Below are 19,922 nucleotides of genomic sequence, written 5' to 3'. Positions count from 1 at the left end.
CGGTCCGATGGCCCGGGTCGAGCTAACCGGCGAGCAGCGCGCAGCGATCTACGCCGCGGGCGGCGTGCTGGTGCGCGCCGGCGCCGGCTCGGGCAAGACCGAGGTGCTCGCCCGGCGCTTTGTCGCGCTGGTGGCCGGCGATATCGAGGGGCGCGCGCCGCTTGTGCCCCAGCAGATAGCGGCGATCACGTTCACCGAAAAGGCGACCGCTGACATGCGTGGGCGGATTGCCGAGGTGCTCGACGAGCGAATCGCGCAGGAGCCGGCCGAAGAACGCCGCCGGATGCTCGCGCGCGCGCGCCGCGCGCTCGGCCTCGCCCGCATCTCCACGATTCACGCCTTCTGCGCGCACCTGCTCCGCGAGCACCCGCTGGAGGCCGGTGTCGATCCCGGCTTCGACGTGCTCGACGAATACCAGAGCGCCACTTTTCTGCAACGGGTGTGCCGCGAGCTGCTTGCCGACGCGGTGCGCCGCCGTGACCGCGGCGCAATACGCCTGGCGGGCGCGCGCGGCCTGCACGGCACCAAGCATCGCGCGGGCGCGATCGATCTGCTGCTGCGTCTGACGGGCGACGCAGCGCGGATGGGCAAGCAGCCGTCATGGATAATCGAGAGAGCCGCCGCGACCGCACAGGAGCTGCGCTCGCGGGCGCTGCGGCTGGTCGAGCTGCGCGCCGAGCTGGTGGCCCAGGTCGAGAAGCTGCTCCGCATCAAGGGAATCGACGGCACCGCACGGAAAAAGCTGGACCAGGCGCGCGGCGAGTGGCCGCGCCTGCGAGCCGAGATCGCAGCGCTGAGCGCCGATTCGGACCCTCCGCAGCTCGACGTGCTCGTCGAACTCCACGGCAGCATCCCCGACGCGCGCAACACAACGCTGAGGGACGGCGTCCGCGAGATTCGCCGGATAATCCAGGAAATAGACGAGGCTTACGGCGCGTGCCGGGCAGCGACGGCGATCAAGGAGATCGCGGGCTTTGTCGCGGAGGCGGGGGACAGGCTCGTTGCACGCAAACGCGGCGAGCGCGTCGTGACCTTCGACGACCTCCTGACGCTCGCCCGCCGCCTTCTCGAAAGGCATCCCGAGGTCGCCACGCACTACCGGCGCACGATCGCCGCGCTGCTGGTGGACGAGTACCAGGATACCGACCCGGTACAGGACGCCGTCGTGCGCCTGCTCACCGAGGGCGGCGCGCCCGCGCCCGAACTGTTCATCGTCGGCGACGAGAAACAATCGATCTATCGCTTTCGCGGCGCCGATGTGACGGTCTTCAATCGCCCGCGCGCGCTCGTTGCGCCCGCCGAGCTGCCGCTGCGCGAGAACCGCCGCTCGCTGCCGGAGATCGTCGAATTCGTCAACGCGGTCGGCGCGAGCGTGATGGCGCCCAGAGCCGACGGTAAACCGCCGTATCGTGTCGAATGGCGCGACGCGCATCGTCTGATCGCGGTGCGCCCGGCGCTCGGCGCTGCCGCCGTCGAGCTTATCGTCAAGCCGGGCGGGGGCAACGGCGCCGGCTCTCGCGAGGGGCGCCGCGTCGAAGCCGACGCGATCGCGCGCCGCTGCGCGCAGATGGTGGCGGAGAAGGTAGAGGTTTTCGACCGGTCGACCGAAAAATGGAGACCGGTGCGCTTCTCCGATATCGCCGTGCTGATGCGCTCGTTCACCGACGTCGCCGTATACGAGGCCGGTTTCGCGCGCGCACGCGTTCCCTACTACACGGTCAAGGGGCGCGGCTTCTTCGAATGCAAGGAGGTGCGCGACCTCGCCGCGCTGCTCGGTGCGATCGACGACCCGCGCAGCTCGGTCGAGCTTGCCGCCGCGCTGCGCTCGCCGCTGTTCGGCATCTCCGACCAGTGCCTGCTCGAGATGGCGCTCCATCTGGAGGAGCAGCGCGCGGCGGACGGACCGCGACGTCCGTTCTGGAAGCTATTCGACGAGCCGCACGAGGACTTCGCATGGCTCGGCGATCGCCGCGACGTCGAGGCGGCGCGCCGGGCGCGCAACGTGCTCGCCGAATTGCGTGCGATGCGCGAGCGGGAGCGGCTCAGCGTGATCGTCGAGCGCGCGCTCGAACTGACGCGCTTCGAGGCCGTGATGCTGGGGCTCGAAAACGGCCGCCGGCGCGCCGCCAACGCGCGCAAGCTGGCCGAGCTCGCGCGCGACTTCGAATCCCATCGCTTCTTCGGCTTCGCCGACTTCGCACGCCATCTGCGCCGCCTGGTCGACGAGCAGCCGCTCGAACCGCAGGCGCCGACCGCCGCCGAAAGCGAGGACGTCGTGCGCCTGATGACGATCCATCAGGCCAAGGGCCTCGAGTTCCCGGTGGTGATCCTCGCCGACCTCGGCCGCAGGCCGCGATCCAATAGCGAAAACGTGGTGATGTCGCCGGAATACGGCCTGCTCGCATGCGACACCGTGGGCGCAGGCGACGAGGCGCTCCCCAACCCGTTGCTCGCGCAGTGGCGCGAGGTGTCCAAAGACCAGGAGCAGGCGGAGGCCGCACGAATTCTGTACGTTGCGATAACCCGCGCCCGCGACCGGCTGATCCTGAGCGAAGGGCCCCGGGGCGCCGACTGGCAAACGCAGATCCGCGCCGTGGTCGGCGAGGCGGCGATCGCCGACTTTGAGGGCGGGCAGGAAGCGGAGCGTGTGGTCGAAACACCCGCGGGCAAAGTGACGTTGCGGCGGGCGGACGTGCTGGCGAAAGCGCCGGTTGCCGGGGTTGAGCAGGCGGCGCCTCGGGTGTCGATCGAAGAGCTCGCCGCCTCGGCGCGCGCGCGCCTGGGATTCGCCGCGCCGGCCGCGCGTGAGCTGGTGACCAGCCCGAGCGCGCTGGAGGATTTCGAACGCTGTCCCCGCCAGTATTTCCTGCGCCACGAGCTGGCGCTGCCGGAGGGGGACCTGGCCGGCGCGACGGGCGATGGCGGCAACGCGAGTGCGCTTGGCACGATCGCGCACGCCGTCCTGGAGCAATTCCCGGCGCGGGTTACGTCGCGCGAGCGCGAAGCAGAGATTGCACGCCTCGTCGATCTCCACTCGGCCGGCAGCGGGGTAGGAGCGGGCGAGCGGCGCGCTTTGGTGCGCGACCTGTCTCGCTACGTAGCGAGCGCCGAATTCGTGCAGCGCGCCGGCGCGCCAGGAGCGCGGCGCGAGGCGCCCTTTTTCCTGCGGCTCGAAGATGGCGGCTTCACGCTGTTTGTGCGCGGCCGGATCGACTTGCTCGCCGACGACGGCGCGCGAATCGTGGTCGGCGACTACAAATACGCGCGCGCGGGCGAGCATGACTATCGCGTACAGATGGAGTGCTACGCGCTGGCCGCACGGGAGGCGTACCCGGAGCGGAAAGTGGAGGCCGAGATAATCTACCTGCGTGAGCGGGCTGAGCGGCGGATGCTGGAGCTCGAGCCCGCGGCGGCGATGCGCGAGCATCTGCTCGCGCTCGGCCGCCGGATGGCCGCGGCGGCAGCGGCCGGCGTGCCGGCCGCCTATCCGATGGGTCCGGCGGCGCCGGCCGCCTGCCATGCGCTGGGCTGCGGGTACGTCGCGCGCTGCTGGCGCCTGGAGCGCGCGCGGCACGCGGCGCGGGCGTAGGAGTCCGCGGCGAGCCGCGGCACGGCTGGCTGCGGCGCACAAACGACGAGGGCGGCGTCCCCGCGGGGAGCGCCGCCCTCTCGTTTCACTCTGCTCGCGCCTTGCGCGCGCGGCTTACATCATCCCGCCCGGAGGCATCGGCGGCGCCGCCGGCTTCTCTTCGGGCTTCTCGGCCACCATGCACTCGGTGGTCAGCAGCAGGCTCGCCACCGAGGCCGCGTTCTGCAACGCGCTGCGCACGACCTTGGTGGGGTCGATGATCCCGGCCTTCATCAGGTCCTCGAACTCTTCGGTGGCCGCGTTGAAGCCGAACGGCCCCTTGTTGTTCTTGATCTTGTCAACCACGACCGAGCCTTCCCATCCGGCATTGGTCGCGATCCAGCGCGCGGGATCCTCGAGCGCCTTGCGGATAATGTTGACGCCGATTTTCTCGTCGTCGCTGGCGCGCAGGCTCTCCAGCGCCGAGAGCGCGCGGATGAGCGCCACGCCGCCGCCCGGTACCACGCCTTCCTCGACCGCGGCGCGGGTCGCATGCAGGGCGTCTTCGACGCGCGCCTTCTTCTCCTTCATCTCGACCTCGGTGGCCGCGCCGACCCGAATGACGGCCACGCCGCCGACCAGCTTGGCCAGCCGCTCCTGGAGCTTCTCGCGGTCGTAGTCCGAGGTGGTCTCCTCGATCTGCGCGCGGATCTGTTTGATGCGGCCCTCGATGTCGGCCTTCTTGCCGGCGCCGTCGATGATCGTCGTGTTGTCCTTGTCCACCACGATCCGCTTGGCGCGGCCGAGGTCCTGGAGCGTCACGCTCTCCAGCTTGATGCCGAGTTCCTCGGCGATCACGCGCCCACCGCTGAGGATCGCGATGTCCTCGAGCATCGCCTTGCGGCGATCGCCGAATCCCGGCGCCTTGACCGCCACGCAGCTCAGCGTGCCGCGGATCTTATTGACCACCAGGGTCGCGAGCGCCTCACCCTCGACCTCTTCGGCGATCAGCAGGAAGGGCTTGCCGGTCTTGGCGATCGCTTCGAGGATCGGCAGCAGATCCTTCATCGAGGAGATCTTCTTCTCGTGGATCAGGATGTAGGCGTCATCGAGCCGCACCTCCATCCGTTCCGGATCGGTCACGAAATAGGGCGAAAGGTAGCCGCGGTCGAACTGCATCCCTTCGACCACCTCGAGCGTGGTCTCCAGGCCCTTGGCCTCCTCGACCGTGATCACGCCTTCCTTGCCGACCTTCTCCATCGCCTCGGCGATAATGTCGCCGATGGTGGAGTCGTTGTTGGCGGAGATGGTGCCGACCTGGGCGATTTCGCGGCGGTCCTTGGTCGGCTTGGAAAGGCTCTTGAGCTCGCCGACCACCGCTTCGACGGCGCGATCGATGCCGCGCTTGAGCGACATCGGGTCGTGCCCGGCGGCCACCATCTTCATGCCCTCAGTATAAATCGAGCGGGCGAGCACGGTGGCGGTGGTGGTACCGTCGCCGGCGACGTCAGAGGTCTTGGAGGCGACCTCCTTGACCATCTGCGCACCCATGTTTTCGAACTTGTCCTCGAGCTCGATCTCCTTGGCGACCGTGACGCCGTCCTTGGTCACAGTGGGAGCGCCGAAGCTTTTCTCGAGCACGACGTTGCGCCCCTTGGGGCCCAGCGTCACCGTGACCGCATCGGCCAGAATGTTGACGCCGCGCAGGATCTTCTCGCGCGCCTCCTGCGAAAAGCGCACTACTTTGGCTGGCATGGTTGTCCGTTTCTCCTCAAAGCTATGGGTTTCGGATTTTCGCGACGGGCGATTTGCGCGCCACGGCCGACGGTGGCCGCGCGGCTACTCGAGCACGCCCAGGATATCGTCCTCGCGAAGGATGAGGTGCTCCTCGCCATCGAGCTTGACCTCGCTGCCGGAGTACTTGCCGAAGAGGATCTTGTCGCCGACCTTGACGTCGGGTGCGATGAGTTTGCCCTCCTCGGTCACCTTGCCCTTGCCGACGGCGACCACCTTGCCCTCCTGGGGCTTCTCCTTGGCGGTATCCGGGATGATGATCCCGCCCTTGGTCTTCTCTTCCTCCTTGATACGCTTGACCAGAATCCGATCGCCCAACGGTCTGATTTTCATGGGCCTCAGACGCCTCCTTACCTCAGCTGTTTTCCGGGTTTACGGAAAAGATTTTCCGTGCCCCAAGTTAATCACGGATCGTAGCTTGTCAATTGGCACTCGCGGGCCGCGAGTGCCAACGCATCACTCTAGCCAAGGACCAAGCGTAAAGCAAAGCCGAAGGTCGGCCGAAGCCGCGCGGCGTGGCCGTCAGGAAGGCAGGCGCAGCAGCTCGGAGCCGAAAAAGCTAATTAAAATCAAATGGTTAACAGATAAGGGCCTGGAGGAGACTTAGCGCGGACCCTTTTTGCGCAGCTCCTCGTCGCGGTAGCGGCGATAGAGAATGTTCCATTCGGGGCTGCCTTCGACCACCCCGCGCCTGAGCGAGGCGATCTTGCGCCTGACCGCGGCGTCCACCGCGCCCTCGCCGCGCTCCTCCCATTCGGCGATTAGGTCGCGAGCTTGGCGCAGCGCGAGGCTGAAGTTGGGAATCTCCGCCAGCTTCTCGTCGCGCAGGCGCACCAGCGTCTCGCGCGCCAAGTAGAGCACCCTTTCCTCGCTGAGCCTCATCGCAGCTCCGTGTCCGCACGCGCGCGTCTAGAGGATAAACCCCTGCTTGGCGGCCAGGCGCTGGCGGATCATTGCGCGCAGGCGGGTCACGTCAACGGCTGGGTTGAGCCGCGCCTGCTGCTCAGCCATCCGGTCGGCTTCGTCGTCGATCCTAGCCTCAGTCTCGAAGTTCTCCGAAAGCAGTTCGACCGCGCAGGCGACTAGGTCCTTCACGTCAGCGCGCGGCTTGATCGCGCCGCGCGCGATCAGCCCGTTCACAAGATGGGTCGCCAGGGAGTCAATCTGAGCGTCGCTCAGCATCGTGGATCGGCCGTCCTCGATCGTGATGTTCCGGCAGGCGCAGGTTGCGGGTCAAGCCCCGGCGCTCAATATGACCGGGGCAATCCGAGGAGGTGCTCGGCAACGTAGCTCAGGACGAGATTGTTGGAAATCGGCGCGGTTCGGTAAAGCCGCGCCTCCCGCCACTTGCGCTCGACGTGATACTCCTTGGTGAAGCCGTAGCCGCCCAGCGTGCTCATCGCCGCCTCGCCGGCTTCCCATGCGGCTTCGGTCGCCAGGTACTTTGCCATGTTGGCTTCGCCACCGCATGGCCGGCCGGCGTCGAACAGCGCCGCCGCCTTGAGCCGCATCAGCGAGGCCGCCTCGACCGCCATATGCGCCCTGGCGATAGGGAATTGCACGCCCTGGTTCATCCCGATCGCGCGATCGAAAACGCGCCGCTCGTTGGCGTAGCGCACGGCATGCTCGACGAACCAGCGGCCGTCGCCGATCGATTCGCTCGCGACCAGGATCCGCTCGGCGTTAAGCGAGCTCAGCAGATAGTAGAAGCCCTTGCCTTCCTCGCCCACCAGCGCTTCGCGCGGCACGATGAGGTTGTCGATGAAGAGCTGGTTGGTGCCGTGGTTGATCATGGTCGGGATCGGGACCGCGCGGATCGCCTCGCCGTGCTCGCGCAGGTCCACCAGGAACAGGCTCATCCCGTCGGTCTTCTTCTTCACCTCGTCAAATGGGGTGGTGCGCGTGAGCAGCAGCAACATGTCGGAGTGCTGGTAGCGCGAGGTGAAGATCTTGCCGCCGTTGATAACGTAGCGGTCGCCCGAGCGCCGGGCGAAGGTCTTGATCCTGGGCGTCTCGGAGCCGGCGTCGGGCTCAGTCACGCCGAAGGCCTGCAGCCGCAGCTCGCCCGAGGCGATCCGCGGAAGATAGCGGCGCTTGTGCTCCTCGCTGCCGTGCTTGAGCAGGGCGGCCATCGTGTACATCTGGGCATGGCAGGCGGCGGCGTTGCCGCCGGAATGGTTTATCTCTTCGAGGATTATCGAGCCTTCGAGCAACGACAGCCCGGCGCCCCCATATTGCTGCGGGATAAGCGCGGCGAGCCATCCGGCCTCGGCCAGCGCCCTTACGAACTCCTCGGGGTAGGCGCCGCGCTCATCGCACTGACGCCAGTACTCGTCGCCGAAGCGGGCGCACAGGCTTGCGACCGCGTCGCGAATTTCTCTTTGGCCGTTTGAAAATTCGAAATCCATCGATTGCCCCGGTTGGCGTGATTGCGTGACGGGCGCGGCGCAACTGGCCGCGCCCACAACGCTTCGCCAAGAAATGCTTGCCTGACAAGGAGACGATGCGCCGCGGCGCGTCAGGGGCGAACACGGACGCCATGCGCTTTGGCCGCGCGTTCGAGCTCCACCTGGCGGTAGGCCTCGTCCGTCGCCGGCCCCATCGCGGCGTAGACCTCCTTGACATGGCCGATGTTGGCGCCGAAGTCGCCGCGGAAGAACCCCAGCGGCAAATGGTCGCCGGGCTCACCCACCCGCGAGCGCGCACAGACGTCAATCTCGTCGCGCGGCGTCACCACGATCCGCACGTCGTCGATGAAGCCGAACACACGCGTGCTGTAAACCGCGTCGAGCGTAAAGGTCTTGGGGTCGCTCCTGACTACCTGCCATCCGGGAAGTCCGGCGACGGTGGAGGCCGCGACCTGGAACAGGCGCTCGGGCGGGATCCCCGGGTACGAGCGCCGGATCAGTTCGGGATATTCGTTATTTGCACCCGCGTTGGCCGCGGCACCGGCACCCGGAACCGCCGACGGTCCCGGCCTTGGCTCGGCCGCACTGTGCTCGGCGGCGTGTCTGACGCGGCGCGCCTCGCGTCGCGGCTCAGCCTCAGGCGCGCGCGCCAGCAATCGGCTTACGTCTTCGCAGGGCGCGGCGCCATCTCCGCGATCGCTGGTCGCCGCCCAATCGGCGGTGAGAAACCGGTGCAGACGCATCAGGGGGCCCGGCGGCCCGGAGAGCGAAACGTCGTTCATCAGGATCGCGACGCCGCCGATGATGACGGCGAACGACAGCGCGAAGATCGCGATACCGCAGAAAATGCGCAGCGCGCGCCGCATGAATACCGCGGCGAAAACGGCGGCCACGATGGCAAGGATAGCGATTTCTACCGCGCGCTGAGGATGAGCCAGGATCTGGTTTACTTCCGCATCCATCCCGGGAGGACTTCCCCCTTGTGCGCACGGCGCCCCACGTCGTTCGCCGGCGCATGCAAATGACGCCGCGTGCCGACGCAGCCGCCGGCCGCGGCGCTTAACTATAGCGCGCGCGAGGGTTCCGCGCAGCCCGGAGAAATCAGTGTGATGCGGGCGCGGTCAGCCTCAGGCCGTAGCCGCCGCGGCAAAGTCACCGCCGTCGCCGCGCAGGATGGCGTCGAAGCGCATCCCGCCCAGGTAGTGGCGGCGCGCCTCTTCATCGGTGACCGCCGCCCGGCGCACGTCGCGTCGGCGGATCGGCCATACTCCGCCGACCATCGGATGGCGCCCTTGGCGGTAGCTGAAAAAGTAGTAGAGAAACTGGACCAAAGTGGAGCGGCGCGCCTCGGCGCTTAGGCCGCGGCCGCCGACCACGGTGAAAATCATGCCGAGCAGGCGCGGCAGCGAATAGAAGCGCGTGAAGGCGTCGCGATAGGCACGCATCCAGGAGTCGCGGTCCAGCCGCTCGTGCTTGAGCGTGACGTGCTGCGAGTCGAGGTTGTTGAAATCCCAATCGATGATCTGCCCTTCCTTGGCGTAGCGCACCTGATCCTCGGTGCCGGGCAGCGGAGTCATGATAAAGAACGACACGATGTCGAAGCCGAGCTTGCGCAGGGTCTGGGCCGCGATCCGCCCGCAGTCGGGGCCGTCGAAGGGGAAGCCGAGCATGTAGCCCGCGTGCACGGCCACGCCCACGCGGTGCCAGTTATCAACCACCCGCCGGTACTTCTCGAGCACGCGCGCCCGGGCCTGATCGAGGTTGAGCCGATGCTGGCGGTCGTCGGTGTTCTGGTACTTGGTGGCGAAATTGAGATTGTCAGGGTTGAGCGACTCGATGCCGACGAAGGCCTGATAACATCCGGCGCGCGCGGCCAGCTCGACGAACCGCCGGCTGCGGCGATGCTTGGCGCCCTCGGTTTCACCCGGCGCGACGTTGGCGTAGCACGAGGCGTCAACGTCCACCTGCATCATGAAGCTGAGCGCGGGAAACTCCTTTTTGACCTCGACCAGGCCGGTGAGGATTTCCTCCCATCGCGGGCTGCGGAAGAAGTCGTCGTCCACCAGGAAGAGAGACCGAATGCCGTGAAAACGGATGGCGTCTCGCACCCACTGGACCACCGCATCGGGCTCGCGCGAGCGCATCGTGCGCCCCATCACATTCTTCACGCTGCAATACGAGCAGGTGAAGGGACAGCCGCGCGAGGTGTCCAGCGTGGTCATCGCCTCGTTAAAGAAGCGTGTCAGGTAGCGGTCGTCGATCACCGGCAGCTGGGCCTCGGTGATGATCGGAACGAGGATATCGTCGCGGCCGGTCTTGGCCCGGATCCCCTGGCGCACCGAGTAGTTGAGCTTGAGCTCGCCGCGCAGGAAGTCTTCGATAATTTCGCCCCACAGGTTCTCGGCCTCGCCGACCACCGTGGCAACGCCGCATTCGTTGAGAAACTTGCACGATTCGGGGTAGCCGCTGACATGGAAGCCACCCATCATCGTGGGCAGCCCCTGGGCGACGAATTGCAGCGCAAGGTCGCGCCCGCGCGGGTACTGGTTGGACTGCACTCCGGCAATGCCGATGAGCAGTTCGACTCCGTCCTCGCGCGCCTTCTCTTTGATCGCCTTGATCACTTCGAGCGAGATCACGCCGTCGCAGATCTCGTCCCAGATAATGGTCTGGAGATAGACGTTGCGCTCGGCCGAATAGCGCCTGTTGAAGGCCTCGTTCAGAGCGGCGAGCACGGTGAGAGTGTTGTTGGGCTGCACACCGTAGCGGAAAAACTGCACGTAGCCGTCCTCGTCGTAGCGCGACGGCTTGATGAAATAGACACGGACAGTGCGGCACGGCTCGGGCCGCATCGCACCTTGCTGAAGGGCGCTTTGCGAAGCGCCAATTTCCAGCGGGCGGCCAGCCCCCTTGTCCCCGTAACGGTTGCGTCCAATCACGAGGTAGCCGCTAATGGCGCCGACCAGGACGACGCACGCCAGGCAGACCAATAGCACCATCGTCAAAAATCCTCTTCCCGCACCCGAAGTCTGGTCCGAGGCAGTCGGGTCAAAAGCTCTAACCGAACGGTCAGAGTAAACTAATCCCGACCGGTAAAGTCAACATTAACCGCGCCGCCTCTCCACAACCGCGCCCTTTAACGGAACATTTCAACCAGCTTGATCAATCCCAAATCTCGGTAGCGCTCGATGAGGTAGCCCTTTATCTCCTGCACGCTGGCCATCTCAAGGGTGTCGTGGGCGATGAGCCGGGCGGTACGATAGTCGGTCTGTCGCACGATCTTGCGAATGACCGGGATGAACAACGGACTCAAGCTTAGCTGATCCAACCCCATCCCGACCAGCAGCAGCGTCGCCAGCGGGTCGGAAGCCATCTCGCCGCAGATGCAGACCTCCTTGCCCGCCGCGCGCGCCACGTTGACGACCTCGGAGATCGCCGAGAGCACCGCCGGATGGAGCGGCTCGTACAGGTGGGCGACCTTGGGATTGTTGCGGTCGGCGGCGAGCAGGTACTGGATGAGGTCGTTGGTTCCGATGGAAAAGAAGTCCACCTCGCGCACCAGCCGCGGCCCCAGCCACACCGCCGACGGAACCTCGACCATGATCCCGACCTTGATGTTGGGATTATGTTCGAGTCCCTCGCGATAAAGCTCGGCCTGCGCTTCGGCGAGTAGCTCGCGCGCGCGGCGCAGCTCCTCGAGGCTCGAGATCATCGGGAAGAGCAGCTTGAGGTCGTGGCGCGCGGCCGCTCGCAGGATCGCCCGCAGCTGGACCTTGAACAGCCCCGCCATCTCAAGCGAAATCCGGATCGAGCGCCAGCCCAGAAACGGGTTGTCCTCGCGCGGCACCCGCAAATAGGGCGGATACTTGTCGGCACCGATGTCCAGGGTGCGGATGGTCACCGGGCGGCGCCCGACCGCCTCCAGCATCCGCGTGTACAGCGCAATCTGCTGGTTCTCGTCGGGGAAATCCTCGTAGGTCAGAAACGAAAATTCCGAGCGCAGCAGCCCGATCCCCTCGGCGCCGTATTTCAGCGCAAGCGGGATGTCGTGGTAGAGCGCGATGTTGGCCAGGAGCTCGACCCGGTTGCCATCGTGGGTGGCGGCGGGCTTGCCGTCGTCCGACAGCAGCTCGCGCCTGAAGGCGTCGTAGCGCCGCAGCAGGACCTGGTATTCGCGCTCGACCTCGGGCGCTGGATTGACGTACACGATACCCGAGTTACCGTCGAGGACCAGGTTATCGCCCTCCACCACCGACTCCATCAGGTGCTCGACGCCGACCACGGTGGGGATTTCGAAGGCGCGCGCGAGGATCGCAGCGTGCGAGGTCACGCCGCCCGACTCCAACGCGATGCCCGCCAGGTTGTCGTGAGAGACCACGGCGAGCTGTGACAGCGTCAGCTCCTCGGCGACCAGGATGGTGGACTTGGGGAAGTGCGCGTGGCGGTCGTCCTGGCGCAGATGGCGGAGCAGACGATGCCCGACGTCGCGGAAGTCGGTGGCGCGCTCGCGCAGGTAGCCATCGGCGACCGCCAGCATCTGCGCGCACAGCTCGTCGATCACGCGGAACAGCGCGCTCTCGGCAGCGTAGCCGGCGACGATGGTGTCGCGGATGCGACCGACGAACTCGTCGTCCTCCAGGATCATTTTGTGCGCATCAAAGATCTGGAGGTCGGCCTCCGGCATCAGCGGCGCCATCCGATGGCGCACGGCGTCGAGCTCGGCGCGCGAGCGGGTGAGCGCCTCTTCCAGCCGCTTGAGTTCGGCGCGGGTGTCGCGCGCGCGCAGGTTGCGGTCGATTGTGCTCAGAAAGGTGCCGACCACGTGGGCGACGCCGTGGGCGAAGCCCGGGGCGGCCGCCAGCCCGACCAGCCGCGGGCGGCGCATTTTGACCGGGGACGCCACGCGGGTCTCGCCGCCGACCTTTTCGTAGCCCTTGAGCTGGCGGTTGGCCTCGATCATCCGCCGGCGGTATTCGTCGCGCTCCTTCTCCTTGGTCGCAAGCGTCTCGCGCAGGCGAAAATGGCTGAGGATCTGCGCGACCTGGTTGGCGGCCGTGCGCAGCAGGCGCACCTCGCCCGGACCGAACTTGCGGCTGCGCAGGGTCTGCACCACCATCACGCCGATCGGCTTCTGCCGCCCCTCCTGCACCGGCACGCCCAGAAAGGCGTGGTAGCGCTCCTCGCCGGTTTCGGGAAAGTACTTGTAGCGCGGATGGCTGATCGCGTCGGCCACCGTCACCGGCTGGCCGCTTTCGACTACGAGCCCAACCAATCCCTCGTTGACCCGCATCGAGACCTTGCCCACCGACTCCGGCTCCAGGCCCACGGTCGCGCGCAACACCAGCCGCTCGCGCTGCGGGTCGAAGAGGTAGAGCGAGCAGACCTCGACTTCCATGCCGGCAGCGATGGTGCCGACGATCCGGTCGAGGGTCTCGCGCAAGCTGCCTGCGGGCTCGCCGCCGATGGCGGAGATGTGCTCGATGAGCGCGAGACGGTCGCGATTAACTGCCATGATAATGGGAAGCGTAAAAATTTTATCCCACGGCCCGTTTGATCCACAACCACCGTGGGTGAAGGCGGCGCGCGCCGCGGCGATGTTGGATCCGAGGGTAGGGGCGCGTTGCCCGGGGATTAGCGGGGTTGAGGATGCGGCGCCCGTGAGTGCTGCCCGCGCAACTCGAACGGCTCGACCGCGTGCTTGAGCAGCCCGCGGCCGGCGCGGGTGCGCCGCGCGCGAATCGCCTCGATAAGCTCGCGCTCGCTGCGGACCGGCGCCGGCAGCAGCGTGGTCACGCATCCGACCGAGCTTGCGGAGTGGGAGTCGCTGCCGGCCACCACCGCCAGGCCCAGCAGCTCGGCGACCTCGAGCGCAAACAGGTTTTCCTCTTCCGAGCAGGCGCCGTTGAGCGCCTCGATCGCGTCAACCATCTTGAACAAACCGAGTCTGGCGGCGCGGTCGGGATGGGCCGGGTCGATCGGCTCATGGTCGTTGTTGATGAAGGAAAAACGCGCGTCGAGCTTGTAGCGAAAGGGATGGTTGGCAATCAGGATGGCGCCCTTTTCGTCGGCCACCCGGCGCAGCTCGCTCAACTTGTAGATTCCACCCTGGTAGCCGTCGAAGCCGAAGACGCCGATGTGCCCCATATCGGTCGTCACTTCCATTCCGCGCAGGCATAGCACGCCCGCCGCCCGCGCCATCTCGCCCACCTCGGCAAGATCCCACATCGTGTCGTGCTCTGTGATACAGACGGCACCGATCCCGATGGCGCGGGCGCGCTCGATCAGGTCGCGCGGCGCAAGGTTGGAATCGGCGCTGCCGCGGTTGGTATGGAGATGGATATCGACGGTGAAGTAGGGCCCGCCGGGGTGCCCGCTTGCGCCCGCGCTCATGAACCTATTTTGGCGGCTCCGCGGCGAGCGTGGCTTTCTTGATGTGGTCGCCCTTCTGGATCTTGTCCACCACGTCCATCCCCTCGACCACGCCGCCGAAGATGGTGTACTGGCCGTCGAGGAACGGCTGCGGCTCAAGGCAGATGTAGAACTGGCTGCCGCTCGATTTGCGCTGCGGATTGACCTCGTCGCCCAGCCGCGCCGTCGCGACCGTGCCGCGTAGATGCTTCTCGACCGGGCTGATTTCGGCCGGCAGGTCGTAGCCCGGACCGCCGCTGCCGTTGCCCTTGGGATCGCCGCCCTGGACGACGAAGTCGGGGACCACCCGATGGAAGGTCAAGCCGTTGTAAAAGCCCTTCCTGATCAGCGTTTCGAAATTCTCCACCGTCTTGGGCGCGACGGCGGGATAGAGCTCGATCACGATGTTTCCGCGGTCGGTATCGAGGATCGCGTAGTGGCCAGTGTTGCGCACGGGTACTCCGTCCAGTTTTGCAGCCAGGCATGTCGCGCCGGCCACAAGCACCGCCGCGAGCACGAGGCCCGTTGATTTAATCAGCCGTCCTGCCATCCCGCCCCTCGCCTCACCGTTGCTGCAAGTCGCTTGACGAGCGCGCCGCGCTTCGGCGAGCGCGCCCAGCCTCAGCGCTTGACGAAATCAGCGATCAGTTTCGCCGCCGTCTGCGGCTGCTCGACCGGCAGCATATGCGCCGCGTTATCGACCAGTTCAACCTTCGCGCCCTTGATGAGCTTGGCGAACTCCTGCGCGTAAACTGGCGGAGTCAGCCCGTCCTGCTTGCCCCACACAATGAGCGTCGGCGCAGCGATCCGATGGATGCGCTTTTTGAGGCCCTTGTCGGGCAACGGCCAGCAGAATTTGCCCGTACATCCGAGTGCCCACGTGACCCGAATCAACGCGTCGGCGTCGGTGGGGTCAGGCACGAGACTCGCGACCGCCGGGTGGCTCGGATTGGCGAAGTACAACGGGAGCAACTCGGCCGCCGGGGTGACCATGTAGTTGCGCACCGGCGTGTCGTCGCGCCACAGCCCCAGGGAATCGATCAGAACCAGCTTGCCTGGCCGCTTCGGGAAATTGGCCGCGAGCTCGCCCGCGATCATTCCGCCGAAGGAATGGCCGACCACGGCCGGCGCGGACAGTCCGAGCTTATCGAACAGCTCGTCGTAGCAGAGCACGAGGTCCCAGAGCTCCTCGAGCGCGCGATGCGCTTCGGGGTCGCCCTCGCTGGTTCCCGGATGCTCGGGGGCGTAGACCGTGAACTCGCGCGCCAGCGCGTCGAGAAACTCGCCCCATTGCAGGCCGTAGCCGCTATGGAAGAAGACGAGCGCGGGGCCGGAGCCGGCAACCTTGACCCGCACTTTTATCTTGTCGTCCCAGACGTTGACGGTACGTTCCTGAACTGCAGCCATTTTCGTGCGTCTGCCCTCTCTTGGGTGCAATTTAAAGTCCGGCGCCGACCTTGCGGCCGACGCCGGGCTTGGGATGCGAACTGTGACCGTGGCGCGGGGCTACTTGGCCGCCCGTTCCATCACCGGCTGCGCGACGCCGCGGCGCGCGCCCGCCGGTTCCTTTTCCTTCAGCCGCTCCGGCCACCAGTGGTTCTCCCACTGGTCATCCCACATATCGCTCAGGTGCGGCTTGACCTCGCGCGCGAACATCTCGATGTTTTTCAGGGTCAGCTCATGCGGCATCGAGCCGATGTGGAGCAGCACCATCAGGTTGCCCACGCGCAGCTTCTTGACCGCCTCGCGCAACTGGTCAGCAACCGTCTTGGGGCTGCCCCCGATCACGAAGCCGTTGTCGAGGAAGTCTTTGTATTTCCAGTTCGGCACCTGCGCCATCAACTCTAGCTGCAGCGGATTGAGGTTCCTGACGCTGTTGGCGAGGCTGCGGTAGTCCTGGTTGCCCGGGATGAGCTGATACTCCCACAGGATGTGCAAGCATTTGTCGTAGAAATAACGGATGTGCTGGTAATACTCCTGCTCCGCCTTGGCATCGGTCTCGGAAACCACGACCAACTGAAGGAAACCGGCACGGTATGGATTGGCGTCGAGCCCGGTCTTGCCGACGAACTCCCAAAAGCCATCCATCACCTTCTTGCCGAGCTTGTTGCCGAAGTAGCTCAGGAAGCAGTAGCAGTGGTTGTGCTTGGCAGTGAAGTCCCAGGTGCTGAGGCTCCCGCTGCCCGGGATCCACACCGGCGGATACGGTTTCTGGAGCGGACGCGGCCACAGGTTGACCATCGGCAATTTGAAATACTTGCCGTTCCAGGCGAAGATCTCCTTGGACTGCCACGCCTTCATGATCAGGTCGTGAGCCTCATAGTAGCGCTCGCGATGCTCGACCGGGGTGATGCCGTAGCAGAGGTTGGCGTCCATCGGGGTGCCCAGCGGCATCCCGGCGACCAGTCTGCCACCGCTGATACAGTCGAGCATGCCGTACTCCTCGGCCACTCGAATCGGCGGAATCGTGGTCGGCAGCGTCGCACCCATCTGCACCACCGCAACGTTCATCCCGTTGGTCGCGCGAGCCAGCGCCGAGCCCATCAGGTTGGGCGACGGCATGAAGCCGTAGGCGTTCTGATGGTGTTCGTTGACGCAGATACCGTCCATCCCGACCTTCGCGCCGTGGATCAGCTCGTCGAGAGTCCAGTTGTAGTAGCGCGCGATCTTCTCGGTGTCGGCGAGCTCGGAGTACGGAGGGTCAACCCAGACCGAGTGATAGCGCTTCTCGAAATCCGCCGGCAGATCGCGATACGGCATCAGGTGGAACATCGAGATCTTCATCTAATGTTGGCCTCCTTGGGCGGCGGGAACGCCGAAGTCTCCCCGTGGCTCTCCGCCGTTAGCCTGCATCCTGACTTCTAGTTGGTCTATGCGCCGGACGCAACCGCGCCGGCGTCGCCTTCCTTTAGTCGCTTGGGGTTGGCAAGGCAAGCCGGCTGAAGCCCTGTCCGCCCCTTGCGGACACGAGCGCGTCGTCTGCCGACGGTTTTATCAACGCGGCGTGCCGTCAGCCGTCTTGAACGGCGTCGTTAGGGCGCGGTTGAGAACGTCCAGGTGTAATTGCGTCCGTTGACTGTCATAGAAACCGTGTAGCTGGAGCGCTTCTCTAGCGGCACGCGCGGAATGACGGCGACGGCGCCGAAATCGTGCAGCACACCGCGCCCGCGCTCCTGAGCCGATGGATCGGAATTCGCGTAGCTAGCTGCATCGAAGCCGCACGCTTCGAGGTCGATTGGGGCCTCGCCCGCGCGGGTGAGTTTGTACTCGGTCAGATGCGCATCGACCATCAGTCCCAGGGAAAGGGTTATCGGCAACCCGACGGGCGCTCGGTAGCCGCTGCACGGACCCTTCGGGTCGGGCCATTCGCCCCATAACGGGCCGAGACCGACCGTCGAGTGGGGCGGCGGAAACATGATCGGCGTCGCCAGCGGCAGGCCTGCAAGGGTCGGCATCTCCGCGCCGCTGATGACATTGAGCGCGGCCGCACACGTACCGCCTTCGCATGACTGGCCGTAGGCCACTTGGCGCAGCCTGGGGTTGAGGATGTTCAGGCGGTGAAATGCACCGGTCATCCAATCGTCGATCGCCCAGTACGTCGAGGGCGGCGGCTGCGGTCCCGCCCATTCGTCGATATCGCTGTCCTGCGCGGCACGCATCCCCACAGGCGTATAGCCAGGCTTGAAGGCATCCTCGCTATGCATCGCGGCGCCCATGCCGACACCCTTTCGGATAAGCGCGCCGTAATTCTCGACCAGGTAGCGCGTATGGTTGCGTTCGCCCTCGCTGAGCGCGGGATCGTCGCGGACCGGGCCGAGCTTCACCATCGCGCGGTACTGGTTGATGCGCGCAAGCCATGCGAGGCCCGCACCTTCGACGCCGTCCGCGGCGGCTGCGGGCGCGCTGTGCGCGCCGCTGGTCGGCGCAGGCGTTGCGCGGCCGTGTGCCGCCCCCGTGGCTCGTCCGTCGCCAGCCGCTGGGCCCAGCGCGGGGCCGGCGGCGGCCACCGCCGGAGTCGCGCGCGCACTGGTAGGTGCGGCGGGCGCGACGGGCGAGCCCGGCGCGCCCACCCCAGCCGCCTGCTCGAGGCGGTCGAAGTTCACAAGGTACTGGGTTACGCCAAAGCCGGTGGCAAACAGCATCACTACGCCGACAGCGATCGCTCGCCGCGACGGCCGGCGCGGGGGCGCCGCGGCGCGCCGCCCTGCGCTTACGCCCACCTTTGCCGGGTCGTCGCCTGCCGCGACAAACCCGAAGCGCGCGTTGCCAAAGCGCAGCTCGTCGCCGCGCTTTACAGGCGTCGGCGACGACGCATCGGTGCGCCGTCCGTTGATCCAGGTTCCGTTGCTTGAGCCAAGATCGACGACGCGCCATCGGCCCCATCGGCGCTTCAGCACGGCGTGGCGGCGCGACACTGTGGCATCGTCGGGCCGCAGGTCGTTCTCCGGCGCGGTGCCGATCGCGATTCGCCGCGCACGCAGCGCAAATGCCTGCGGTTTGGACACGCCCAGCGCGACCAGGCGCAGCCCGCTACTTGACTCCTCGGAATTCCCACCCGACACGCTGGTGAGTTTTGCCCCTCCCGCGAGATTGCGACAAGCGACCCTATGCGACCGGAAGCGCCGGTCAGAACTTCCAGTACGGCGCCAGGAAATAGTGCGAGCGTTCGACTATCGGGATCACGCGCTCGCCGTCGGCTGTGGGCTTGTCTGGCTCGTCGGCTTCACGGCCCAGCTCCTCGATCACCATGCGTCCCGAATCCGCGAGCGCCTGGAGATCGTAGCCGCCCTCCAGCGCCGCGACCATCCGGCCCTTACAGCACTCGGCCGCCAAGCGTTTGACCCGTCGCGCCATCGCGGCAAACCCCGCCTCCGTCACCCGCATCCCGCCCAGCGGATCGCGATGGTGCGCATCGAAGCCCGATGAGATCAGGATGAACTCGGGGCGGTACTGGCGCAGGATCGGCGCGAGTACCGCATCAAAGATGCGCAGGTATTCTTCGTCGCCAAACGTCGCGGGCATCGGCACGTTGACCGTGAAGCCTGCCCCTTCGCCCACGCCTACCTCGTCGAGCGACCCGGTGCCCGGATAGAAGGGAAATTGATGGGTCGAGAAATAGAGGACCGCTCGCGAATCGTAGAAAATGTCCTGGATGCCGTTGCCGTGATGGACGTCCCAATCGACCACGGCCACGCGCCCAAGACCGCGTCGCTGGAGGAGCCAGCGTGCCGCGATCGCGACGTTGTTGAACAGGCAAAAGCCCATCGCGCGCCGGGCGAGCGCGTGATGGCCCGGCGGACGCACAATCGCGAAGGCGTTATCCGCCGCACCGTCCATCACCGCCTCGACCGCGGTCAAAACGCCGCCTGCGGCGAGCACGGCGGTGCGGTAGGAATCGGGACAGGTATGGGTGTCGGGGTCGAAGTCGTAGCGCGCGACCGCCGCGGTGCGCTCGACGGCGGCGATGTAGGCGGGGTCGTGACAGAGTGCGAGCTCCTCAGGAGTTGCTTCGCGCGGGGCAAGCGACAGCAGCGCGGAGCGGCCGAGATGCTCGATCATTTCGATCATCGCCTCGACGCGCTGCGGGCGCTCGGGATGGCTGCGGCCGGCGAAATGCCTGAGATAGCGGCGGTCGCTTACCAGCGCGGTCCTGAGCATCGTTGACACCCCGAACTTGGATAACCATCATTGGACTGGCGCCCCCATCGTGCACGCGCCATCCGAATCGATTCAGCGGACCGGGA

At 66.3% G+C, this 19,922-nt stretch carries 13 protein-coding genes and 1 pseudogene; 1 reads left to right on the top strand and 13 read right to left on the bottom strand.

Annotation, left to right across the window (positions count from 1 at the left end; translation table 11 throughout):
• The first annotated feature begins 7 nt into the window (after positions 1 to 7).
• Positions 8 to 3,589 (top strand): UvrD-helicase domain-containing protein, encoded by a 3,582-nt coding sequence (locus tag VFB33_09530; GenBank protein ID HZO81924.1) that lies wholly within the window; start codon positions 8 to 10, stop codon positions 3,587 to 3,589.
• 114 nt (positions 3,590 to 3,703) lie between these two features.
• On the opposite strand, the gene groL is transcribed toward VFB33_09530, so the two are convergent.
• The 13 genes and pseudogenes from groL to VFB33_09465 form a co-directional block, all read right to left on the bottom strand.
• Positions 3,704 to 5,323 (bottom strand): chaperonin GroEL, encoded by a 1,620-nt coding sequence (gene groL, locus VFB33_09525; protein HZO81923.1) that lies wholly within the window; start codon positions 5,321 to 5,323, stop codon positions 3,704 to 3,706.
• Positions 5,324 to 5,407: 84 nt separating this feature from the next.
• Positions 5,408 to 5,695, bottom strand: a complete 288-nt coding sequence (gene groES / locus VFB33_09520) for a co-chaperone GroES (GenBank protein HZO81922.1) — start codon at positions 5,693 to 5,695, stop codon at positions 5,408 to 5,410.
• 270 nt (positions 5,696 to 5,965) lie between these two features.
• Positions 5,966 to 6,544, bottom strand: a pseudogene (locus VFB33_09515) (DUF507 family protein).
• Positions 6,545 to 6,609: 65 nt separating this feature from the next.
• Positions 6,610 to 7,770: an acyl-CoA dehydrogenase family protein gene (locus tag VFB33_09510; GenBank protein ID HZO81921.1), complete on the bottom strand. Its 1,161-nt coding sequence runs from the start codon at positions 7,768 to 7,770 to the stop codon at positions 6,610 to 6,612.
• 110 nt (positions 7,771 to 7,880) lie between these two features.
• Complete coding sequence (locus VFB33_09505; GenBank protein HZO81920.1) at positions 7,881 to 8,732, bottom strand: DUF1499 domain-containing protein; 852 nt, start codon at positions 8,730 to 8,732, stop codon at positions 7,881 to 7,883.
• Positions 8,733 to 8,897: 165 nt separating this feature from the next.
• Complete coding sequence (locus tag VFB33_09500; GenBank protein HZO81919.1) at positions 8,898 to 10,769, bottom strand: radical SAM protein; 1,872 nt, start codon at positions 10,767 to 10,769, stop codon at positions 8,898 to 8,900.
• Positions 10,770 to 10,906: 137 nt separating this feature from the next.
• On the bottom strand, positions 10,907 to 13,282 hold the full coding sequence (gene ptsP, locus VFB33_09495) for a phosphoenolpyruvate--protein phosphotransferase (protein ID HZO81918.1): 2,376 nt from the start codon (positions 13,280 to 13,282) through the stop codon (positions 10,907 to 10,909).
• Positions 13,283 to 13,401: 119 nt separating this feature from the next.
• A complete protein-coding gene (locus tag VFB33_09490) occupies positions 13,402 to 14,160 on the bottom strand; it encodes a PHP domain-containing protein (GenBank protein HZO81917.1) in 759 nt (252 codons plus the stop codon).
• Between the two features lie 4 nt (positions 14,161 to 14,164).
• On the bottom strand, positions 14,165 to 14,728 hold the full coding sequence (locus tag VFB33_09485) for a peptidylprolyl isomerase (protein HZO81916.1): 564 nt from the start codon (positions 14,726 to 14,728) through the stop codon (positions 14,165 to 14,167).
• A gap of 71 nt (positions 14,729 to 14,799) precedes the next feature.
• Complete coding sequence (locus VFB33_09480) at positions 14,800 to 15,585, bottom strand: alpha/beta fold hydrolase (protein HZO81915.1); 786 nt, start codon at positions 15,583 to 15,585, stop codon at positions 14,800 to 14,802.
• A gap of 99 nt (positions 15,586 to 15,684) precedes the next feature.
• On the bottom strand, positions 15,685 to 16,962 hold the full coding sequence (locus VFB33_09475) for an LLM class flavin-dependent oxidoreductase (protein ID HZO81914.1): 1,278 nt from the start codon (positions 16,960 to 16,962) through the stop codon (positions 15,685 to 15,687).
• A 248-nt stretch (positions 16,963 to 17,210) separates the two neighbouring features.
• Positions 17,211 to 18,740 (bottom strand): FHA domain-containing protein, encoded by a 1,530-nt coding sequence (locus tag VFB33_09470; GenBank protein HZO81913.1) that lies wholly within the window; start codon positions 18,738 to 18,740, stop codon positions 17,211 to 17,213.
• 64 nt (positions 18,741 to 18,804) lie between these two features.
• The gene (locus tag VFB33_09465; GenBank protein ID HZO81912.1) at positions 18,805 to 19,836 is read right to left on the bottom strand and encodes a histone deacetylase; all 1,032 of its coding nucleotides are present in this window, start codon (positions 19,834 to 19,836) and stop codon (positions 18,805 to 18,807) included.
• Positions 19,837 to 19,922 lie beyond the last annotated feature (86 nt).

This window comes from Candidatus Binataceae bacterium (assembly GCA_035650475.1).
Lineage (GTDB): Bacteria > Desulfobacterota > Binatia > Binatales > Binataceae > JAKAVN01.
Note: the sequence above shows the minus strand (reverse complement) of the source record. Positions and strands in the feature narration are given on the sequence as shown.

Excerpts from the sequence above, each read along its gene's own strand:
- VFB33_09530 (HZO81924.1), top strand. The coding sequence starts at position 8 with ATGGCCCGGGTCGAGCTAACCGGCGAGCAGCGCGCAGCGATCTACGCC.
- groL (HZO81923.1), bottom strand. The coding sequence starts at position 5,323 with ATGCCAGCCAAAGTAGTGCGCTTTTCGCAGGAGGCGCGCGAGAAGATC.
- groES (HZO81922.1), bottom strand. The coding sequence starts at position 5,695 with ATGAAAATCAGACCGTTGGGCGATCGGATTCTGGTCAAGCGTATCAAG.
- VFB33_09510 (HZO81921.1), bottom strand. The coding sequence starts at position 7,770 with ATGGATTTCGAATTTTCAAACGGCCAAAGAGAAATTCGCGACGCGGTC.
- VFB33_09505 (HZO81920.1), bottom strand. The coding sequence starts at position 8,732 with ATGGATGCGGAAGTAAACCAGATCCTGGCTCATCCTCAGCGCGCGGTA.
- VFB33_09500 (HZO81919.1), bottom strand. The coding sequence starts at position 10,769 with ATGGTGCTATTGGTCTGCCTGGCGTGCGTCGTCCTGGTCGGCGCCATT.
- ptsP (HZO81918.1), bottom strand. The coding sequence starts at position 13,282 with ATGGCAGTTAATCGCGACCGTCTCGCGCTCATCGAGCACATCTCCGCC.
- VFB33_09490 (HZO81917.1), bottom strand. The coding sequence starts at position 14,160 with ATGAGCGCGGGCGCAAGCGGGCACCCCGGCGGGCCCTACTTCACCGTC.
- VFB33_09485 (HZO81916.1), bottom strand. The coding sequence starts at position 14,728 with ATGGCAGGACGGCTGATTAAATCAACGGGCCTCGTGCTCGCGGCGGTG.
- VFB33_09480 (HZO81915.1), bottom strand. The coding sequence starts at position 15,585 with ATGGCTGCAGTTCAGGAACGTACCGTCAACGTCTGGGACGACAAGATA.
- VFB33_09475 (HZO81914.1), bottom strand. The coding sequence starts at position 16,962 with ATGAAGATCTCGATGTTCCACCTGATGCCGTATCGCGATCTGCCGGCG.
- VFB33_09465 (HZO81912.1), bottom strand. The coding sequence starts at position 19,836 with ATGCTCAGGACCGCGCTGGTAAGCGACCGCCGCTATCTCAGGCATTTC.